Source organism: Streptomyces sp. NPDC031466, assembly GCF_055581265.1.
Genome location: NZ_JBVIJT010000002.1, coordinates 650,405 through 666,448, shown reverse-complemented (window position 1 = coordinate 666,448; position 16,044 = coordinate 650,405). Strand labels below are relative to the sequence as shown.

The 16,044-nt window shown below is 73.1% G+C and carries 17 protein-coding genes; 3 read left to right on the top strand and 14 right to left on the bottom strand.

Features of this window, described 5'->3' with window-relative positions; all coding sequences use genetic code 11:
* Positions 1-250 precede the first annotated feature (250 nt).
* Both ACZ5GP_RS05855 and ACZ5GP_RS05850 read left to right on the top strand, forming a co-directional pair.
* Positions 251-1,060, top strand: coding sequence for an NAD-dependent epimerase/dehydratase family protein (locus ACZ5GP_RS05855; protein ID WP_468749573.1), 810 nt, complete (start codon positions 251-253; stop codon positions 1,058-1,060).
* An 87-nt stretch (positions 1,061-1,147) separates the two neighbouring features.
* Complete coding sequence (locus ACZ5GP_RS05850; RefSeq protein WP_468749692.1) at positions 1,148-2,374, top strand: TerD family protein; 1,227 nt, start codon at positions 1,148-1,150, stop codon at positions 2,372-2,374.
* A 77-nt stretch (positions 2,375-2,451) separates the two neighbouring features.
* Here ACZ5GP_RS05850 and ACZ5GP_RS05845 read toward each other — a convergent pair whose 3' ends face one another.
* The 3 genes from ACZ5GP_RS05845 to ACZ5GP_RS05835 form a co-directional block, all read right to left on the bottom strand.
* The gene (locus tag ACZ5GP_RS05845) at positions 2,452-2,679 is read right to left on the bottom strand and encodes a CarD family transcriptional regulator (protein ID WP_358586269.1); all 228 of its coding nucleotides are present in this window, start codon (positions 2,677-2,679) and stop codon (positions 2,452-2,454) included.
* A gap of 396 nt (positions 2,680-3,075) precedes the next feature.
* Positions 3,076-4,554, bottom strand: a complete 1,479-nt coding sequence (locus ACZ5GP_RS05840; protein ID WP_468749572.1) for an alkaline phosphatase PhoX — start codon at positions 4,552-4,554, stop codon at positions 3,076-3,078.
* A gap of 171 nt (positions 4,555-4,725) precedes the next feature.
* The gene (locus ACZ5GP_RS05835) at positions 4,726-6,192 is read right to left on the bottom strand and encodes a hypothetical protein (RefSeq protein WP_468749571.1); all 1,467 of its coding nucleotides are present in this window, start codon (positions 6,190-6,192) and stop codon (positions 4,726-4,728) included.
* 282 nt (positions 6,193-6,474) lie between these two features.
* On the opposite strand from ACZ5GP_RS05835, the gene ACZ5GP_RS05830 reads away from it, so the two are divergent.
* A complete protein-coding gene (locus ACZ5GP_RS05830; protein WP_468749570.1) occupies positions 6,475-8,322 on the top strand; it encodes an endonuclease/exonuclease/phosphatase family protein in 1,848 nt (615 codons plus the stop codon).
* Positions 8,323-8,373: 51 nt separating this feature from the next.
* On the opposite strand, the gene ACZ5GP_RS05825 is transcribed toward ACZ5GP_RS05830, so the two are convergent.
* From ACZ5GP_RS05825 to ACZ5GP_RS05775, 11 genes are all read right to left on the bottom strand, one after another.
* Complete coding sequence (locus ACZ5GP_RS05825; RefSeq protein ID WP_468749569.1) at positions 8,374-9,111, bottom strand: SRPBCC family protein; 738 nt, start codon at positions 9,109-9,111, stop codon at positions 8,374-8,376.
* 146 nt (positions 9,112-9,257) lie between these two features.
* Positions 9,258-9,989: an antibiotic biosynthesis monooxygenase gene (locus tag ACZ5GP_RS05820; protein WP_468749568.1), complete on the bottom strand. Its 732-nt coding sequence runs from the start codon at positions 9,987-9,989 to the stop codon at positions 9,258-9,260.
* Between the two features lie 105 nt (positions 9,990-10,094).
* Entirely contained in the window at positions 10,095-10,883 is a 789-nt protein-coding gene (locus ACZ5GP_RS05815) for an SGNH/GDSL hydrolase family protein (RefSeq protein ID WP_468749567.1), read from the bottom strand.
* Between the two features lie 266 nt (positions 10,884-11,149).
* Complete coding sequence (locus tag ACZ5GP_RS05810) at positions 11,150-11,416, bottom strand: DUF4235 domain-containing protein (protein WP_468749566.1); 267 nt, start codon at positions 11,414-11,416, stop codon at positions 11,150-11,152.
* Complete coding sequence (locus ACZ5GP_RS05805; protein WP_468749565.1) at positions 11,416-12,048, bottom strand: DUF3618 domain-containing protein; 633 nt, start codon at positions 12,046-12,048, stop codon at positions 11,416-11,418. Before ACZ5GP_RS05805 ends, ACZ5GP_RS05810 begins: the two co-directional genes overlap by 1 nt.
* The gene (locus ACZ5GP_RS05800) at positions 12,045-12,467 is read right to left on the bottom strand and encodes a phage holin family protein (RefSeq protein ID WP_468749564.1); all 423 of its coding nucleotides are present in this window, start codon (positions 12,465-12,467) and stop codon (positions 12,045-12,047) included. The genes ACZ5GP_RS05805 and ACZ5GP_RS05800 overlap by 4 nt, the downstream gene beginning before the upstream one ends.
* A 52-nt stretch (positions 12,468-12,519) precedes the next feature.
* A complete protein-coding gene (locus ACZ5GP_RS05795; protein WP_468749563.1) occupies positions 12,520-13,197 on the bottom strand; it encodes a hypothetical protein in 678 nt (225 codons plus the stop codon).
* The gene (locus tag ACZ5GP_RS05790) at positions 13,194-13,370 is read right to left on the bottom strand and encodes a hypothetical protein (protein ID WP_468749562.1); all 177 of its coding nucleotides are present in this window, start codon (positions 13,368-13,370) and stop codon (positions 13,194-13,196) included. Before ACZ5GP_RS05790 ends, ACZ5GP_RS05795 begins: the two co-directional genes overlap by 4 nt.
* Positions 13,371-13,478: 108 nt before the next feature.
* Positions 13,479-14,714, bottom strand: a complete 1,236-nt coding sequence (locus ACZ5GP_RS05785) for a WD40 repeat domain-containing protein (RefSeq protein WP_468749561.1) — start codon at positions 14,712-14,714, stop codon at positions 13,479-13,481.
* Positions 14,711-15,265, bottom strand: a complete 555-nt coding sequence (locus ACZ5GP_RS05780) for a SigE family RNA polymerase sigma factor (protein WP_468749560.1) — start codon at positions 15,263-15,265, stop codon at positions 14,711-14,713. Before ACZ5GP_RS05780 ends, ACZ5GP_RS05785 begins: the two co-directional genes overlap by 4 nt.
* Before the next feature lie 154 nt (positions 15,266-15,419).
* Positions 15,420-16,028, bottom strand: coding sequence for a hypothetical protein (locus ACZ5GP_RS05775; RefSeq protein WP_468749559.1), 609 nt, complete (start codon positions 16,026-16,028; stop codon positions 15,420-15,422).
* Positions 16,029-16,044 lie beyond the last annotated feature (16 nt).

The window sequence follows — 16,044 nt, the reverse complement described above, 5'->3', positions numbered from 1 at the left end:
ATTGGCGTCCATATCCCTGAACACCGTCACGCTAAGGCGCCCCGTCGGCCCCGGTCAAGCGGACGAACTCCCCGCACAGGAGCGGATTCACCGCCTCCCAGAGACTCCGGGAAGGCGCCCGAAGACACTTGACGCGGCGCGACCGGGATCCCTAAGTTGTCTACGGATGTGAATCCTGTACGCCGATAAGAACGGCCGCGTCCATCCGTACGGCTACGCACCCGCATACGGCCGCCCGAGGAGACCCCGCATGCCCGCTGCCCGCACCGTCCTGCTCACCGGCGCCGCCGGCGGCCTCGGCACGCTGATGCGCGACCTCCTGCCGGCCCATGGACACGAGCTGCGCCTGCTCGACCTGCGCGCCATCGGGGACGAGCCGGACGCGATCGTCGCCGACCTCGCCGACGAGGACGCGCTGCGTGCGGCCGTACGGGGGGTCGACGCGGTCCTCCATCTCGCGGGCATCTCCCTGGAGTCCACCTTCGACAAGATCCTCAAGGCCAACATCGAAGGCACGTACAACCTCTACGAGGCGGCCCGTGCGGAGGGCGTGCGGCGGATCGTCCTCGCCTCCTCCAACCACGCGGTGGGCTTCACGCGGCGCCCCCGGGGGGACGACCCGCTGATCCCGGTCGACACCCCGCACCGCCCCGACACGTTCTACGGCCTGTCGAAGTGCTTCGGCGAGGACCTCGCCCAGTTCTACTGGGACAAGCACGGCATCGAGACGGTGTCCGTGCGCATCGGCTCCTGCTTCCCCGAGCCGACGAACGTACGAATGCTGTCCGTCTGGATGAGCCCCGCCGACGGCGCCCGGCTCTTCCACGCGGCGCTCACCGCCGAGGACGTCGGGCACACCGTCGTCCACGGCTCGTCCGCCAACACCCGCCTGTGGTGGGACCTCTCCCCCGCGCGTGCGCTCGGCTACGACCCGCGGGACGACTCCGAGCCGTACGCCGCGAAGCTCATCGCCGAGCAGGGCGAACTGGACCCCGACGACCCCGCCCACGCCCACCTGGGCGGCCACTTCTGCACCGACCCGCCGGTGTGGCCGCACTGACACCGCAATCCGATACCCCGCGAAAAAAGCTTCCGCGAGTAAGGGAACGGTAAAGCGGGGTCGTTCGTTACCTCTGGCATGACAGCTATGACCCCCGGCTCGAACATCCCGCTGACCGCCGCCCGCGTGGCGGTGGACGTCGCCGCCCCGGTGCGGCTCGACGTATCGGGCCTGCTGCTCACCGCCGACGGCAAGGTGCGCTCCGACGACGACTTCATCTTCTTCAACCAGCCCTCGGGCCCCGGCGTGACCTATCAGTCGGGTGGCGGCACGACCCCCGACAAGGTCATCGTGGACACGGCCGCCGTGCCGGCCGGCATCGAGAAGATCGTCGTGACCGCGAGCCCGGACGCGGCGGGCCAGACCTTCCAGGGCATCGAGCCCACCGCCACCATCCGCGACGCGGACAGCGGCTCCGTCCTCGCCACCTTCACCCCGCCGCAGCTCGGCTCCGAGACGGCCCTGGTGATCGTCGAGATCTACCTGCGCAACGGCGCGTGGAAGGCCCGCGCGGTCGGCCAGGGGTACGCCAACGGCCTCGCGGGCATCGCGACGGACTTCGGCGTCTCGGTCGAGGAGCCCGCCCCGGCCCCGGCCGCCGCCCCCGCTGCCCCGATGGCGCCCCCCGTGGGGCAGCCGGTCCAGGGCCCGCCCCCGCCGGTCGCCGACCCGCGTCAGGCCGCGCCGAGCGCGCCCGCCGCTCCCCCGGCCCCCGCCGCGCCCGCCCCCGGCGCCGGGAAGATCAACCTGGACAAGGGCCGGGTCAGCCTGCAGAAGAACCAGACGGTGTCCCTGGTCAAGGGCGGCAAGCCGCTGCTCTCCCAGGTCAAGATGGGCCTCGGCTGGGAGCCCGCCTTCCGCGGCAAGGACATCGACCTGGACGCCTCCGTCATCGCCTACGGCCCGAACCGCAACCACGTGGACAGCTGCTACTTCGGCAAGCTGTCGATCGTCAACGGCGCGATCAAGCACTCCGGCGACAACCTCACGGGCGAGGGCGGCGGTGACGACGAGGTGATCGTCGTGGACCTCGGCCGCCTCCCCCAGGACGTCACGGGCCTGGTCTTCACGGTGAACTCCTTCTCCGGCCAGAAGTTCACCGAGGTCGCGAAGGCGTACTGCCGTCTGATCGACGCGGCGTCCGGCGAGGAGCTGGTCCGCTTCGACCTGACGAACGCCGAGGCGCAGACGGGCGTCATGATGGCCAAGCTGATCAAGCAGTTCACCGGCGAGTGGGAAATGACCGGCATGGGCCAGTTCGTCAAGTCGCGCACGGTCCGCGGCATGGTGAAGCCGGCGGCCCAGGCGCTGTAGCCGGACATGCGTGAGGGGCGGCGGACCGCGACATGCGGTCCACCGCCCCTCACGTGTGTCAGGTCAGCGGTCGGGCGTCAGAGCTTGGACAGCTTCGAGTAGGGGCTCAGGAAGCGTCCCTGGCGTCCCTGGAAGTCGATGACGACCGCGTCCTCTCCCTCGACGCCGACGATCCTCCCGAGTCCGTACTGGTCGTGGGAGACCCGGTCGCCCACGGCGAACTGCTCTACGGGTGGTGCGGGCGGAGCGGGCACGTTGAAGGGACTGTTCGGCAGGTGGCGGCGCGAGCCGGCGGGCCTCGTCATATTCGAAGTATGCGCCCCCGGACACCCCCCGCACCATGCTCCGAGCTCACACCGCTTTCACATCGGTATGGAACAGACACACAAGCGGCTGGTGCCGGGGGTGTTTTCCATGATCGGTTCGCCCCCTGTCCGGAGGGGCCGTCTCGCCGTATCGGGTGAGACCGCACCCGCCGCCACCCGCGTTCGGAGCCGCGGACGACACCGATATGGCCAGTAACCGCCCGGATTGTCGCGCCGGACGCCAGGGGTGCCAGGGCCTCGGCGGTGAGTCCCCCGGCGAAGAAGGTACCGGAGGCACGGATCACCGGCATCGCGGCCCCGAGGAGCCGGTGGGCCGCGCCGGCGGGCCGCCGGAAGCGGCGAAATCGTGACACCTCTCACGCCCGGTCAGGCGATTCAGCGCCGCTGCCGCTTCCACGGGCCGGTGATGGCCAGCAGGATGCCGGGCTTTTGAATGTTGGCGAACAGCGTGCGGCCGTCGGGCGAGAAGGTGACGCCGGTGAACTCGCTGTACTCCGGGTCGTCCTCCGTGCCGAGGTTGAGTTCGTTCCGCGCGATGGGGTACGTCCGGCCGCGCTCCGTCGCGCCGAACAGGTGCTGGACGCCGTCGCCGTCCTCGGCGACGACCAGACCGCCGTAGGGCGAGACGGTGATGTTGTCGGGGCCGTCGAAGGCGCCGTCGCGGCCCGGGTCGGGGTTCACGCCGAGCAGCACCTTCAGGGTCAGGGTGCGGCGGCCGGGGTGGTAGAACCACACCTGCCCGTCATGCTGTACGGGGCTCTCGGCGCGGGCGAAGGAGGACACGACGTAGACGCCGCCGTCGCCCCACCACATGCCCTCGAGCTTGCGGGCGCGCGTGATGTCGCCGTCGTCGAACTGCTGGCGCACCGGCACGGTCCGCGCGTCGCGGTCGGGGACCTCCACCCAGTCCACGCCGTACACCGTGCCGATCCGGGTGGCGCGGGACAGGTCGTCGACGAAGCGGCCGCCGGAGTCGAAGCACTTCGGGGCCTTCAGGACGCCCGCGTCGTCGGCGAGGGTGCGCAGCCTGCCGCGGCCGTGCTCGAAGCCGTGCGGCGGGCTCCAGCGGTAGAGCAGGCCGTTGGGCCCGGAGGCGTCCTCGGTGAGGTAGAGGTGACCGCGCCTCGGGTCGACCACGACGGCCTCGTGGGCGAAGCGGCCGAGCGCCTTGACGGGCTTGGGGGCGCGGTTGGCGCGCCGGTCCACGGGGTCGACCTCGAAGACGTAGCCGTGGTCCTTGGTCATGCCGTTGCGGCCGGCCTTGTCCTCGGTCTCCTCGCAGGTCAGCCAGGTGCCCCAGGGAGTGCTGCCGCCGGCGCAGTTGGTGGCGGTGCCCGCGATGGCGACCCATTCGGCGACCCGCCCGTCGCGGTGGACCTCGACCACGGTGCAGCCGCCGGACGCGGCCGGGTCGTACACCAGCCCCTCGGTGAGCGGGACGGGGTGCTCCCACTTGCCGCGGGGGCCGCCCAGCTCGTGGTTGTTGACGAGGAGGGTGGTGCCGCGCGGGCCCGCGAAGGCGGCGGTGCCGTCGTGGTGCGAGGGGGTGTACTCGCCGCTCTCCAGCTTCGTCTTCCCGCTGTGGGTCAGGACGCGGTAGGAGAACCCGGCGGGCAGGGCCAGCAGGCCCTTCGGGTCGGGGAGCAGCGGGCCGTAGCCGGGGTCGTGGTGTCCGTGGCCCCGCGCTTCCGCGTCCGCCCCCACGTCGCCGGGGTCGGTGCCGTGGTCGGTGTCGGTCTCGGTGGCGGCGAGCGCGCCGGGTGCGGTGGCGAGCGCGCCGACGCTGCCGGCCAGGGCGACCCCCGCCCCGGAGAGCGCGGAGCGTCTGGTGAGGTCCCTGCGGGCGAGCGACATGGTTTCTCCTGGGGCGCTGAGGCGGATGCGTACGACCGGCTGCCGTCGCCGAAACCGTCCCGCCCGCGCTTGAACGGCGGTTGAACGCCGTTCGACGCCGAAGGGCCACCTTGCGTGAACCCGACCGCCGGGCGGGCGGGGCGATACGCGCCCACCCGACGGTCGGCCCTGTCACAGCCCCTGCTGCGACCTCGCCTTGAAGGCCGCCTTGCGGGCCTCCTTGGCCACCTTCTTGTCAGGGTGCAGCCGGCCCATCGCGTCCAGGACGTCCGCCGTCGCGGGGTGCTCCACCCGCCACGCCTGGGCGAAGAAGCCGCTGTGCTGCTGTGCGAGGCCCTCGACGAGGCCCTGCAGCTCGTCGGAGTTGCCCTCGGCGGCGAGCTGCGCGGCCAGCGTGTCGATGGTCAGCCAGAAGATGAGCGCCTCGGACGGCGCGGGTACGTCCGCGGCGCCCTGCTCGGCGAGCCACACCCGGGCGAGACCGCCGAGCTCCGGGTCGTCGAGCACCTCCCGGAGAGCGGGCTCCGCCTCGCCGCCGACCAGGGAGAGCGCCTGCTGGCAGCGGAGCCTGCGCAGCGGCGCGCCCTCGTCGCCGCCGCGGGCGGCGGCCAGCAGCTCGCGCGCCGCGCCGAGCGGCTCGTGCCGGGCGAGCCACTGCTCGATCTCCGCCTGCGCGGCGGCCTGCGGGAAGCCGGAGGTGCCCGCCAGGAGCGCGTCGGCGCCCTTGTCCGCGAGGTCGCCGACGGCGGGCGCGTCGACGCCGGCCTCCAGCATGCGGGCGCGGACGCCGTACAGGCCGAGGGGGGTGAGCCGGACCATGCCGTAGCGGGTGACGTCCTCGTCGTCGACCGGGTCGGGCTCCCGCACCTCGTCGCTGCCCTCGTCGTCGATCTCGGCCATGAGGGCCTCGTCGACCGGCTGGTACTCGACCAGGCCGAGCGGTTCGAAGAGGCGGAACTGGTCGTCGAGCCTCATCATCGCGTCCGACACCTGCTCCAGGACGTCGTCCGTGGGCTCGCCCATGTCGTCGGGGACGATCATCGAGGCGGCGAGCGCGGGCAGCGGGACCGGCCCCCCGCCGGCCGCGGCGTCGCCCACGGTGAGCAGGTAGAGGTTGCCGAGCACGCCGTCGAGGAAGTCGGCCTCCGCCTGCGGGTCCCAGCCCAGCTCGTCGAAGTTCACCTCGCCGTTCTCCTCCAGGACGTCCAGGAGGTTCTCCATGTCGGGCACGGTGGCGTCCGCGTACACGGTGTCCAGGGCGCCGAGCCAGATGCCGAGGACGTCCTGCGGGCCGCCGGAGGAGAGCAGGGCCAGCTCCTCGCCCTGGGCGGCGGTGCCCTGCGCGCCCTCCTCCTCGGCGTCCGTGACGTCGACCAGGCCGGTGTCCACGGCGATCCGCCAGGCCTCGCTCGCGAGCGCAGCCGCGTCCGGGTCGTCCGCCGCGAGACCCAGCTCGGCGGCGGCCGCCGGGAGCTGGGCCTCGACCAGCTCGCCACCCGCGCCCACCCGGGTCCCCGGGCCGGTCCAGCGGGCGAGCCGGACGGCGCGGGAGAGCAGCGGGGTGGCGAGCGCGGCCCGCGCGAGCTCCGCTTCGGAGTGCAGCAGCACCGGCGGCAGGGTGGCGGGGCTTACGGACATCGGCTGGTTCTCCTCCGGCGGATGGGGGGCTCCCCAGCTCGAACGGCGTCCGGAGCTCGGGGAAGGGTCGGGCAGGGCGCAAGCCTAGACGGATTTGGCCCCATGCCGCCCGGTTCATGTCCCTGTCAGAAGACGCGGGGTGCGGGAATGCCCGCACAACCTTGACAACTGCCCTGGTCAGGCAAGAGATTGACGCGCGTAGAGCACCCGCGTGGCCCCGCCCGGCCCCGCGCGACGCCGCACCGCCGCACCGTTTTCCCTCACCCTCATCCGGAGCCCCTCATGCCGCAGATACCGACGCCCCGCACCTCCAGAACGGCCGCGGTCAGTGCAGTCGTCGCCACCGCCCTGGCGGCCGGCCTGCTCGCCGCCTCCTCCTCCGCCGCCTCGGCCGACGGGGTCGGCGTCCACGACATCCAGGGCACCACCCGTGTCTCCCCGCTGGCCGGGCAGCAGGTCACCGACGTCCCCGGCATCGTCACCGGCGTGCGGACCTACGGCTCCAAGGGCTTTTGGCTCCAGTCCGCGCAGGCCGACGCGGACCCGGCCACCAGCGAGGGCGTCTTCGTCTTCACCGGCTCGGCGCCGCTCACCGTCAAGCCGGGCGACGCGGTGCGAGTCTCCGGCACGGTCGGGGAGTACGTCCCCGGGGGCACCGGCTCCGGCAACCAGTCGCTCACGCAGCTCACCAAACCGACGGTGACGGTGGAGTCCTCCGGCAACGCGCTGCCCGCGCCGGTGCGGATCGACGCACGGGCGGTGCCCGCCCGCTACGCGCCCGCCGGTGACCCGGCGCAGGGCAACAGCGTCAACGGGCTGCCGCTGAAGCCCCGTACGTACGCCCTGGACCTCTACGAGTCCCTGGAGGGCATGAACGTCAGTGTCGGCACCTCGCGGGTGGTCGGGGCGAGTGACCCGTACAACGAGCTGTGGGTGACGGTGAAGCCGCACGAGCACCGCGACCGGCGCGGCGGCACCGTCTACGGCTCCTACGACGCGCAGAACGGCGGCCGGCTCCAGATCCAGCAGCTCGCGCCGGTCTCCGAGCACCCCTTCCCGAAGGCGAACGTCGGCGATGTGCTGACCGGCGGCGCGGCCGGTCCCCTGGACTTCAACCAGTTCGGCGGCTACACCCTCGCCGCCCGCGAGCTGGGCGACGTCCGCGACAAGGGCCTCGTGCGGGAGAAGACGCGGCGCCAGGCCAAGGGTGAGCTGGCCGTGGCCACGTACAACGTCGAGAATCTCGACCCCACGGACCCGCAGGAGAAGTTCGACGCGCTCGCCGGGGCGGTCGTGACGAACCTCGCCTCGCCCGACATCGTCGCCCTGGAGGAGATCCAGGACGACAACGGCGCGAAGAACGACGGCACGGTCGCCGCGGGCGCGACCCTGCGCAAGTTCACGGACGCGATCGCCGCCGCGGGCGGGCCGCGCTACGAGTGGCGCTCCATCGACCCGGTGAACAACAAGGACGGCGGCGAGCCGGGCGGCAACATCCGCCAGGTGTTCCTCTTCAACCCCGAGCGGGTCTCCTTCACCGAGCGCGCGGGCGGGGACGCGACGACGGCGACCGAGGTCGTCCGCGCGGGCAAGCGGGCCGCGCTGAGCCACTCCCCCGGCCGGATCGACCCGCAGAACGAGGCGTGGACCAACAGCCGCAAGCCGCTGGCCGGGGAGTTCGTCTTCCGTGGCCGCACGGTCATCGTGATCGCCAACCACTTCGCCTCCAAGGGCGGCGACGAGGGCCTCACCTCACACCACCAGCCGCCGGTACGCTCCTCGGAGACGCAGCGAGTCAAGCAGGCGCAGGCCGTGAACGGCTTCGTGAAGGACATCCGCGAGGTCCAGCGCGACGCGGACGTCGTCGTGCTCGGCGACATCAACGACTTCGAGTTCTCGGCGACCGCCAAGGCCCTCCAGGACGGTGGCGCCCTGTACGCGGCCGTCAAGTCGCTGCCGAGGAGCGAGCGTTACTCGTACGTCTACCAGGGCAACTCGCAGGTCCTCGACCAGATCCTGACCAGCCCCGGCGTCGGCGACGGCTTCTCCTACGACAGTGTGCACATCAACGCGGAGTTCGCCGACCAGAACAGCGACCACGACCCGCAGGTGCTGCGCTTCAAGCCGTAGCGCTTCAAGCCGTAGCTCTTCAGGCCGTAACGGGCAGGCGGCGGGGCCGGCTCAGCCGTAGAGGTGGTGGAGCCAGTCCTGCCAGGCCAGTTCGGTGCGCTTGGCGTCCGCGTGCGGGCCGAAGTCGTGCACGCGGACGGCCACCGGCGCGCCGAAGTGGTTGCGGCCGAAGAAGCGGTGCAGGGTGTCGTCCGTCCGCAGGCCGATGAAGTACCGGCTGCGGAAGTCGATCACGGCGTCCAGTTCCGCGCCCGGCGCCTCCACGCGGACGCGGGCCCCCTCGCTCGCGTCGTCGGGCAGGCCGAGGGCGCGGGCCAGGCGCGCGAAGGCGTCCGGTCCGGCCGAGCCGGGCGGGCCGTTGAGGGCGCAGAAGACGGCGGCGCGGCCCCCGAAGTAGGCCAGGTACTGGCGCAGGGTGTGCAGGTGGAAGTCGACGCGCTTCGCGGCGTCCTCGTACTGGTCGTGCCCGTGCTCGGTGAAGACGCCGCTGTGGACGTAGCGCAGCCAGGAGCGGCGGCCGCCGTCCCGGGGCTCGATGGTGTGGTCCAGCCGGTCGAGCCCCTGGCCGCGCACCCCGTCCGGGTCCTCGACCCGGGCGGTGAGGCGGTGCGGCGGGTCCCAGCGGGTGACGGTGCCGCCGAAAGGGGCGGCACCGCCCTCGCGCGGTTCGTAGCGCATGGGCCACAGCCAGCCGCCGGTGCCGGTGGTGAGGGCGGCCCAGACCTCGGCCGGCGAGCCCTCGACCTCGAACTCGCGGGCTATCTCGAACTCCTTGCCGCCGTCGCTCATACCGACTCCCTCGGGGTCCCCGTCGACTCCGGTCGCCACCGAGCGGCACCGTCCGGAGCCTTCCACCGTCCCGCCACCGTCCCGCCACCGGCCCCGGCTGTCCAGGCGGGCGCGGCGAGCGGCGGCAGGCGGCCCGGGATCTACGCTCAGCTCGGTATGAGGCGGTACGCGAAGCGGTACCGGGCGACCGATCCGCCGGAGGTGACGCCGGGGAAGTCGCGCACCCGCCGCCACTGCGGTGTCGGCGAGCCGACGCCGTCGCCCGCCGCGGCGAGCGCGTCGATGTGGGCCTGCTCGGTCTCCCACCGCGCGTAGTTGACGACCTTGGTGCCGTCCGTGGTGGCATGGAAGTGCGCCGAGATCAGTCCCTTGTCCCGGACCGGGTCACTGTCCAGGGCCGCCAGCACGCCGTCGATCCAGGCGCGCTGGCGGTCGGCGTCGGGACCGTCGAAGTCGACCTGTACGACCACGATCGCGCCGACCCGCCGGTCGTCGCGGTCCGCGTCGGCGTGCCAGCCGCGGTGGAGCCGCGTCTTGGAGAGGGAGAGGCGGGCGATGCCCGGCACGGCCGCGTCGATGTCGGCGTTGCGGGCGTCCCTGCCGTTCGCCGGACTGGCGAAGAAGTCCTGGTAGGCCTCCTCGTCGCGCCACTGGGAGTGGTGCAGGAGCGTCGTGCCGTCACCGCCCGCGTACACGGTGTACGACAGCAGCCCCTCGTGCGGCCAGGGACGGCTCTCCCAGGCCCGTGCGATGGCGTCCAGGGTGGCCTGCTGCCGTTCGGGCGACCCGGTGTCCCACGTGCTGAAGAAGGTGAGGCCCACGTCCGGGTGGGTCGGGTCGGGCAGGGTGGCGGTGCGGAGGGTCCTGGTCGCAGACATGACTGTCCATCCGTTCGTCGGTGCGGGTCGTCGCGGTGCCGGTGGGGTCCGGCTCCGGTGCACGCACCACGCTCCGACCTCAAGCGCGGTTCAGGTCAAGCCCGTTCACACTCCGGTGTGCACCGCGCCGAGGACGGGGCGCTTGGCCTGCCGGCCGTCTCCCGACGAGCGCCCCCGCATCCGCCGCCACAGCCACGGCCCCATGAACCCCGCGCACCAGCGTGCCTCCGCCGTCACCTGCGCGAACACCGACGCCCGGGCGAGCGGCGGCAGCGCGGTCAGCCAGCTCCGGTGCCCCGGCAGGCCGAGGGCGTCCGCCATCCCCGCGGCGATCCTCGCGTGGCCCAGCGGGCTCGCGTGCATGCGGTCGCCGCTCCACAGGCGCGGGTCGGTGGTGATCCGGTGCGGGAACGTGTCGAGCACGGTCACCCCGTGCCGGTCGGCGGCCGCCCGGATCCGGGCGTTCAGGTCCAGGACGCGGGGCAGCGCGCGCCGCGCGAGCGGGGAGATGCGCCCGAGGTCGGGGAAGGTCACGGTGGCGACGTGCGCGCCCGCCGCGGTCAGTTCGGTGAACATCTCCTCGATGTCGGCGGCGACGCGTCCGGCGTCGAAGCCCGGCCGCACCAGGTCGTTCATGCCCGCCATGACGGTCACCAGATCGGGCTTCAGCGCGAGGGCGGGGCCCAGCTGCTCCGCCTTGATCCCCGCCGTCAGCCGGCCGCGCACGGCGAGATTGGCGTAGGTGAGGTCGGGGTTGGCCGCGGCGAGTATCTCGGCGAGCCGGTCGGCCCAGCCCCGGTAGCCGTACGTCTCGTCGCCGTCCCCGAGGCCTTCGGTCTGGCTGTCCCCCAGCGCGACGTAGCGTGCGTACGGATGGTGCTGCGTGGTGGTCATGGGCCGAGCTTCCTCCGCCCACCGGACCCCGTCAACGCGCCCTCACGGCGCTTCCCGGGCGTGCCGAGGACCCCCTGCGCGGCGCCCCGGACACGCCTACGCCTTCACATCGGCCGCGCCGCCCTGCCGACGCGGCCGGGCCGTCAGCGGTAGCGCCACGCCCAGCCCCGGCGCCCTCTGGCCGAAGGCCCACAACCAGCGAAGGGCCCCCGGCCCAGGGGCGCCACAAGGCGCTCGCCCCGGACCGGAGGCCCCGCGAAGGACGTTCAGCCGGGCCAGCGGCCCGTCACACGGCGTACGCCGACCGCGCCGCCGCGTTCCACCGCCGCCTTGACCACGGCGAAGATCGCGCCCTGGAGCGCGGCGGCGGCGAGGATCTCGCGCAGGTTCCGGTCCTCGTCGTGGGCGTCCGGGGCGTCGTCCTCGCCCGCCACCGCCTTCCACGTACGGGCGAACAGGGAGCTCGCGACCATGCCGCCGAGCATGCCGAAGGCCATGCCGAGCGGCTTGTACAGCACCGTGACCTTGCTCATCAGCGCCCACCCCGCTTCCGGCCGCGCAGCAGCACGTACGCGAGCAGCACGCCCGCTCCCGCCGCGACGAACGCGCCGGGGCGCCGGCTGCCGGCCCGTACGACGCCGTTCGCCACGGCCTTGACCTGCTCGGGGGTCTTCTCCTGCACGATCCGGGCCGCCTCGGCGACCTTCTCCTCGGCCTGTGCCACGGCCTGGTGCTCCTCCGCACGCGCCTTGGCCCCGAGCACGGCACCCTTCACCTGGGCGGCGCCCTCGATGGCCTTGCCCTTCGCCAGAGCGGCGCCCTCGATGGCCTTGCCCTTCACCTGGGCCGCGCCCTCGATCGCCTTGCCCTTGGCCTGCGCCGCGCCCTCGGCGGTCGCGTTCTTCGCGTGTCCCGCCTCGTCCGTCGCCTTGCTCTTCGCGCGCGCCGCCTGCTCGGTCATCTTTTCCTTCACCTGTGCCGCCGTTCCTCGTACCTGGCCCTTGACCGCCTCGGCGCGCTGCCGGGCGCGGGTCTTCACATCCGCCTTCGCGGCCAGTTCCTCGACGGTCTCGCCGAGTCGCCCGCGGGTCTCCTCGATCTGCCGGCGCAGTTCGTCCGGCCCCTTCACGCCCGTCTTCTCGGAATCCTCCGGCATATTCGTCATCGGTGCGCCCTTTCCTTGATCTCCTCGACGTCCGCCTTGACGCTGTCGATGGCCTCCTGCGGCACGGGCGGAACCGCGCGGGCCAGCTGGCCGCGTCCCAGCACGGCCAGTACCCCGGCCACGGCGAAGAGGACGCCGGTGACGATCAGGGCCGCCGCCCAGACGGGCAGGGCGAGCGAGAGCGCCGCGATCGCCGTGGCGGACAGGGCCATGAGCCCTACGTACGAGATCGCGCCGGCCGCGCCGATGAGTCCGCCGCCGCGGCCCGCGCGTTTGCCCTTCTCGGCCATCTCCTGTGCGGCGAGCCGCATCTCCTGGCGCACGAGCTCCGAAAGCTGTGTGGTGGCCTGCTCGACGAGCTGACCCACCGAGTGCTGCGCGTTCTCGCGCGTCGGCTGCTCGTCCATGGTCCCGGTCACGGGTGCCGCCTCCCTTCTGGCTGGGAGGCCCGGGTACCCGCGCCCGGCCGCGCTATCCCCGCTGATCCCCGGCCAGCCGGGACAACTCGGCCTGGAACCAGTCCAGGCGTGCCTGGAGAAGCGCGGCCTCGGCCATCAGTTCGGGCATCCCGACCCCCGCGAGCGGGCCCGCGGGCCCGTCCGGGGAGGTGGGCGGGGCGGGCGCGACGACGGTGAGCCCCTCGCCCGCGAGCCGCGCGAACCCGGCGACGGACACGGCCTGCCGCCCACCCCGGCACCGCCCGCACGCCGCTTCGAGGACCCGCCACCCCGGCCTGCCCCACCCGGCGTCGGCCAGGAGCGAGGCGGGGGCGCCGCAGCCGCACGGCGGCACGGTCGCACACCGCACCCGCTGCCTGGCGTACCGGAAGCCGCGCTCGAAGCGGATGTACGCCCCGAGCACCGTCACTTCGAGGAGCACCGCCCCGCGGTGTTCGGCGGTGCACAGCAGCCCCTCGGCGGTGGCGCGGTCGTGCACGCAGTGGAAGCCGCAGTCACAGCGGCGGCTGGGGGCGCTGTGCCGTCTGCCGTAGACGCAGCGCGCCTCGTCGAGCACTCCGTAGGGCAGGCCCGCGCCGAGGGAGACGCCGGTGAAGGCGGCCCGGGTGCCGTCGTGGGACAGCACCGGGCGGGCGATCTTGTATCCGGTCGGCGGCTCCGTCGGGCGTTCCTCGGGGAGCCGCGCCCTCATCGGGTGACCGCGGCCTCGACGGGCCGGGGCTCCGGCACGGACTCCGGGGCCTTCGGGCAGGGACGGGATGCGGACGCCCTGTCCGCGCGCGCCGTCTCGTCCGCGCGCGCCGTCTCCTCCTGTCGCGGCTGCTCTTCGGCGATACCGGTCGCGAGTGCCTTGCCGAGCCTCATGACGCCTCCTAGGGACCGACTGTTGTGCCATGGTGACCCATACAGGGCCGAGTTGGCACCAGTGCGTACGTCATCTCCTCACCGTCGCGCACTGCTCCGCACCGCTCCTCACCGTTCGGCGAAGACCGGCGTCCAGCGTCCGGCGGAGTCCTCCTTCGTCGAGCGGTAGCCGCTGAGCGGAACGGTCTTGCGGTCGCCGATGGTGACGAGGACGAGCCGCTGCCGGTATTCGCTCGTGCCGGGTTCGATGTCCCAGGCGATGAGCCGCCGCGAGTCGGCCCAGGCGAGCAGCTGCTGGCCGGGCACCTTGGCGACGCGCTTGCCGGTCGCGGGGTCGATGACCTCGGACGCGGTGGTTCCGGCGCTCCCCGCGAAGTCGCCCGCGGCGAGCTTCCCGTCCGGCGAGAGCCCGGCCTCGTTGTACGGACGCAGGTGCTTCTCCTGCGGCGGGGCGCTCCGCTCGCGGCCCTCGAAGTCGTAGTACTGCTGGTACGGCGCGGTGGTGAGACCGGAGAGGACGAGGGTGCCGTCCCGGCTGAACCCGAAGTCCTCCCGGGCGTTGATGCCGGAGAGCCCGAACTCGTCGGGCTTGTCGGACTGCATCTCCACGGCGCTCCAGTGCGCCTCGCCCGACGCCACGTCGATGACGTAGAAGCCGGTCCTGCTCGGTTCGCCGGGGCCGGGCCGCTTGTGGTTGCCGTCGTGGATCGGCCGGTCCATGTCGAGCCGGTCCGGGTCTTTCGCGTAGGTCGTGGCGACGAGTTTTCCGCCGTCCGGTGAGAACGCGAGGCCGGCGACGCCCCGCCGCACCGGGATCCAGCGCTCGACCTCCCCGGTCAGCAGGTTCAGCAGGCCGACCCGCTGTGCGGGCAGCCCCCGTTCGACGACCGCGGCGGTGCGCAGGCCGGGGGCGACGGCCAGCCACGCCCACCGGGCGTCCTTGCGGTAGGTGCCCGTCCGCTGGTCGAGCAGGTGGTAGGTGCGCTCGACCAGTTCGTCGCCGTCCGGCAGCTTGACGCGGCTGCGCGTGCTGTACGCGGCGAGCGCCGTGTCGCCGACGGCGATCAGGTCCCGGGGCGGTGTCTGCCCCGGGTGCGCGACGACGTCACCGCTCTGCAATTCACTGGCCGGACGCGCCTCGTGGGGCCCCGGGTCGTGGCTCGGCACCGCGACGGCCACCACCGCCGCCGTCACGACGGCGAGCGACGCGCCGGTGATCGTCCGGGCCCGGCGGCGGCGCCGCGCGGCCAGCACCCGGTCGGCGAGGTCACCCGGCGGGGGCGCGCCCTGGTCGGCCTGCTCCCGCAGCGACTCGCGCACCAGTTCTTCCACGTTCACGGTCATACCTCCATGGGCGAGAAGTCGCGGGACGCCGGCCGGGGTTCGGCGTCCGGCCGGTCGAGGCGCTCCAGGTCGGGAGCGAGGCTGCGCAGCCGGGCGAGGGAGCGGTGCGTCGTGCTGCGCACCGTGCCGACGGAGCAGCCGAGGAGTCGGGCGACGTCCGCCTCCGGCAGGTCCTCGAAGTAACGCAGCACCAGTACGGTCCGCTGGCGCGTGGTGAGCTTGGCGAGCGCCCCGCGCAGCACGACGCGCAGCTCCGCGGCGGACGCGCCGTCCCCCGAGGCGGCGCTCTCCGGCGGGTCGGCGACGGCCAGTTCGCGGCGCGGCCACTTCAGCCGCCACCGGCTGACCTGCTGGCGGTAGAGGACGCGCCGTACGTACGCCTCCGGCTCGTCGATGCGGCGCCAGCGGGCCGCGGCCTTGACCAGCGCGTTCTGCAGCAGGTCCTCGCCGGCGTGCCGGTCGCCGCCGCTGAGCAGCACCGCGGTCTTCAGCAGCGCCGGCGATCTGCTCGCCACGAACTCCCGGAAACTGTCCTGCTCTTCGGCATCCATCGTCACCTTCGCTCCCTGGGGGGCCCGTTGCCCTCCCGTACCAGTGAGGACGGGTCCGGCAGGGCCCCGCTATGCCTCCTGCCGGGAGGAAAGAGAAAAAGGAGCGGTCACCCCGAGGGGCGACCGCTCCTGGAGAGCGGGGAGGGGCGGGGATTCAGCTCCCGGCGGGGAAGCCGGCCGCCTTGGTCCAGCGCAGCGTGGTGCCGCCCCGGCTGAAGGTGACCTTCTTGCCCCCGGAGGCGACGGCGATCTTCTCCCAGCCGTCGAAGTCCTTGGTGAGGTGCTTGTCCCAGGTGGTCAGCCGGCCCGTGGCCACGGTGGCGACCGATTCGGTGGGCGGCTCGCCGTCCGCGCAGTACACACCGAAGTCCCCGAAGGCGGCGACGGTGCCGTCCTTGGCCTTGAGGGTGATCCCCTGGCAGGCGTCGGTCCTGGTCCTGTGGACCACGGCCGGCTTGGACCAGCCCCTGGCCCGGGGGCTGTAGTCCTGTACGTAGAGTCCCTTGCCCCGCATGTAGTGCATGGCCACGCGCCGCCCGTCGGCGAGCTTGACCTGGGCGTTGAAGGGGCTCGGGCTCCCGCTCCAGGGGATGTCGCTCTTGCGCAGCGGGTAACCGTGGTCGCCCGCCACGGCCCGGCTGACCTCCCGCTCGACGCCCTGGCCGTCCCCCTGGACCTGCCCGGCGCTCTGCCCGCACCCGACCAGCAGCCCGCACACGGTCACGGCCCCCAGAGCCAGCGCCCGCACACCTGTTCCGCGCATATGACTTCCCCCTGTC

Excerpts from the sequence above, each read along its gene's own strand:
- ACZ5GP_RS05855 (WP_468749573.1), top strand. The coding sequence starts at position 251 with ATGCCCGCTGCCCGCACCGTCCTGCTCACCGGCGCCGCCGGCGGCCTC.
- ACZ5GP_RS05850 (WP_468749692.1), top strand. The coding sequence starts at position 1,148 with ATGACCCCCGGCTCGAACATCCCGCTGACCGCCGCCCGCGTGGCGGTG.
- ACZ5GP_RS05845 (WP_358586269.1), bottom strand. The coding sequence starts at position 2,679 with ATGACGAGGCCCGCCGGCTCGCGCCGCCACCTGCCGAACAGTCCCTTC.
- ACZ5GP_RS05840 (WP_468749572.1), bottom strand. The coding sequence starts at position 4,554 with ATGTCGCTCGCCCGCAGGGACCTCACCAGACGCTCCGCGCTCTCCGGG.
- ACZ5GP_RS05835 (WP_468749571.1), bottom strand. The coding sequence starts at position 6,192 with ATGTCCGTAAGCCCCGCCACCCTGCCGCCGGTGCTGCTGCACTCCGAA.
- ACZ5GP_RS05830 (WP_468749570.1), top strand. The coding sequence starts at position 6,475 with ATGCCGCAGATACCGACGCCCCGCACCTCCAGAACGGCCGCGGTCAGT.
- ACZ5GP_RS05825 (WP_468749569.1), bottom strand. The coding sequence starts at position 9,111 with ATGAGCGACGGCGGCAAGGAGTTCGAGATAGCCCGCGAGTTCGAGGTC.
- ACZ5GP_RS05820 (WP_468749568.1), bottom strand. The coding sequence starts at position 9,989 with ATGTCTGCGACCAGGACCCTCCGCACCGCCACCCTGCCCGACCCGACC.
- ACZ5GP_RS05815 (WP_468749567.1), bottom strand. The coding sequence starts at position 10,883 with ATGACCACCACGCAGCACCATCCGTACGCACGCTACGTCGCGCTGGGG.
- ACZ5GP_RS05810 (WP_468749566.1), bottom strand. The coding sequence starts at position 11,416 with ATGAGCAAGGTCACGGTGCTGTACAAGCCGCTCGGCATGGCCTTCGGC.
- ACZ5GP_RS05805 (WP_468749565.1), bottom strand. The coding sequence starts at position 12,048 with ATGACGAATATGCCGGAGGATTCCGAGAAGACGGGCGTGAAGGGGCCG.
- ACZ5GP_RS05795 (WP_468749563.1), bottom strand. The coding sequence starts at position 13,197 with ATGAGGGCGCGGCTCCCCGAGGAACGCCCGACGGAGCCGCCGACCGGA.
- ACZ5GP_RS05790 (WP_468749562.1), bottom strand. The coding sequence starts at position 13,370 with ATGAGGCTCGGCAAGGCACTCGCGACCGGTATCGCCGAAGAGCAGCCG.
- ACZ5GP_RS05785 (WP_468749561.1), bottom strand. The coding sequence starts at position 14,714 with ATGACCGTGAACGTGGAAGAACTGGTGCGCGAGTCGCTGCGGGAGCAG.
- ACZ5GP_RS05780 (WP_468749560.1), bottom strand. The coding sequence starts at position 15,265 with ATGGATGCCGAAGAGCAGGACAGTTTCCGGGAGTTCGTGGCGAGCAGA.
- ACZ5GP_RS05775 (WP_468749559.1), bottom strand. The coding sequence starts at position 16,028 with ATGCGCGGAACAGGTGTGCGGGCGCTGGCTCTGGGGGCCGTGACCGTG.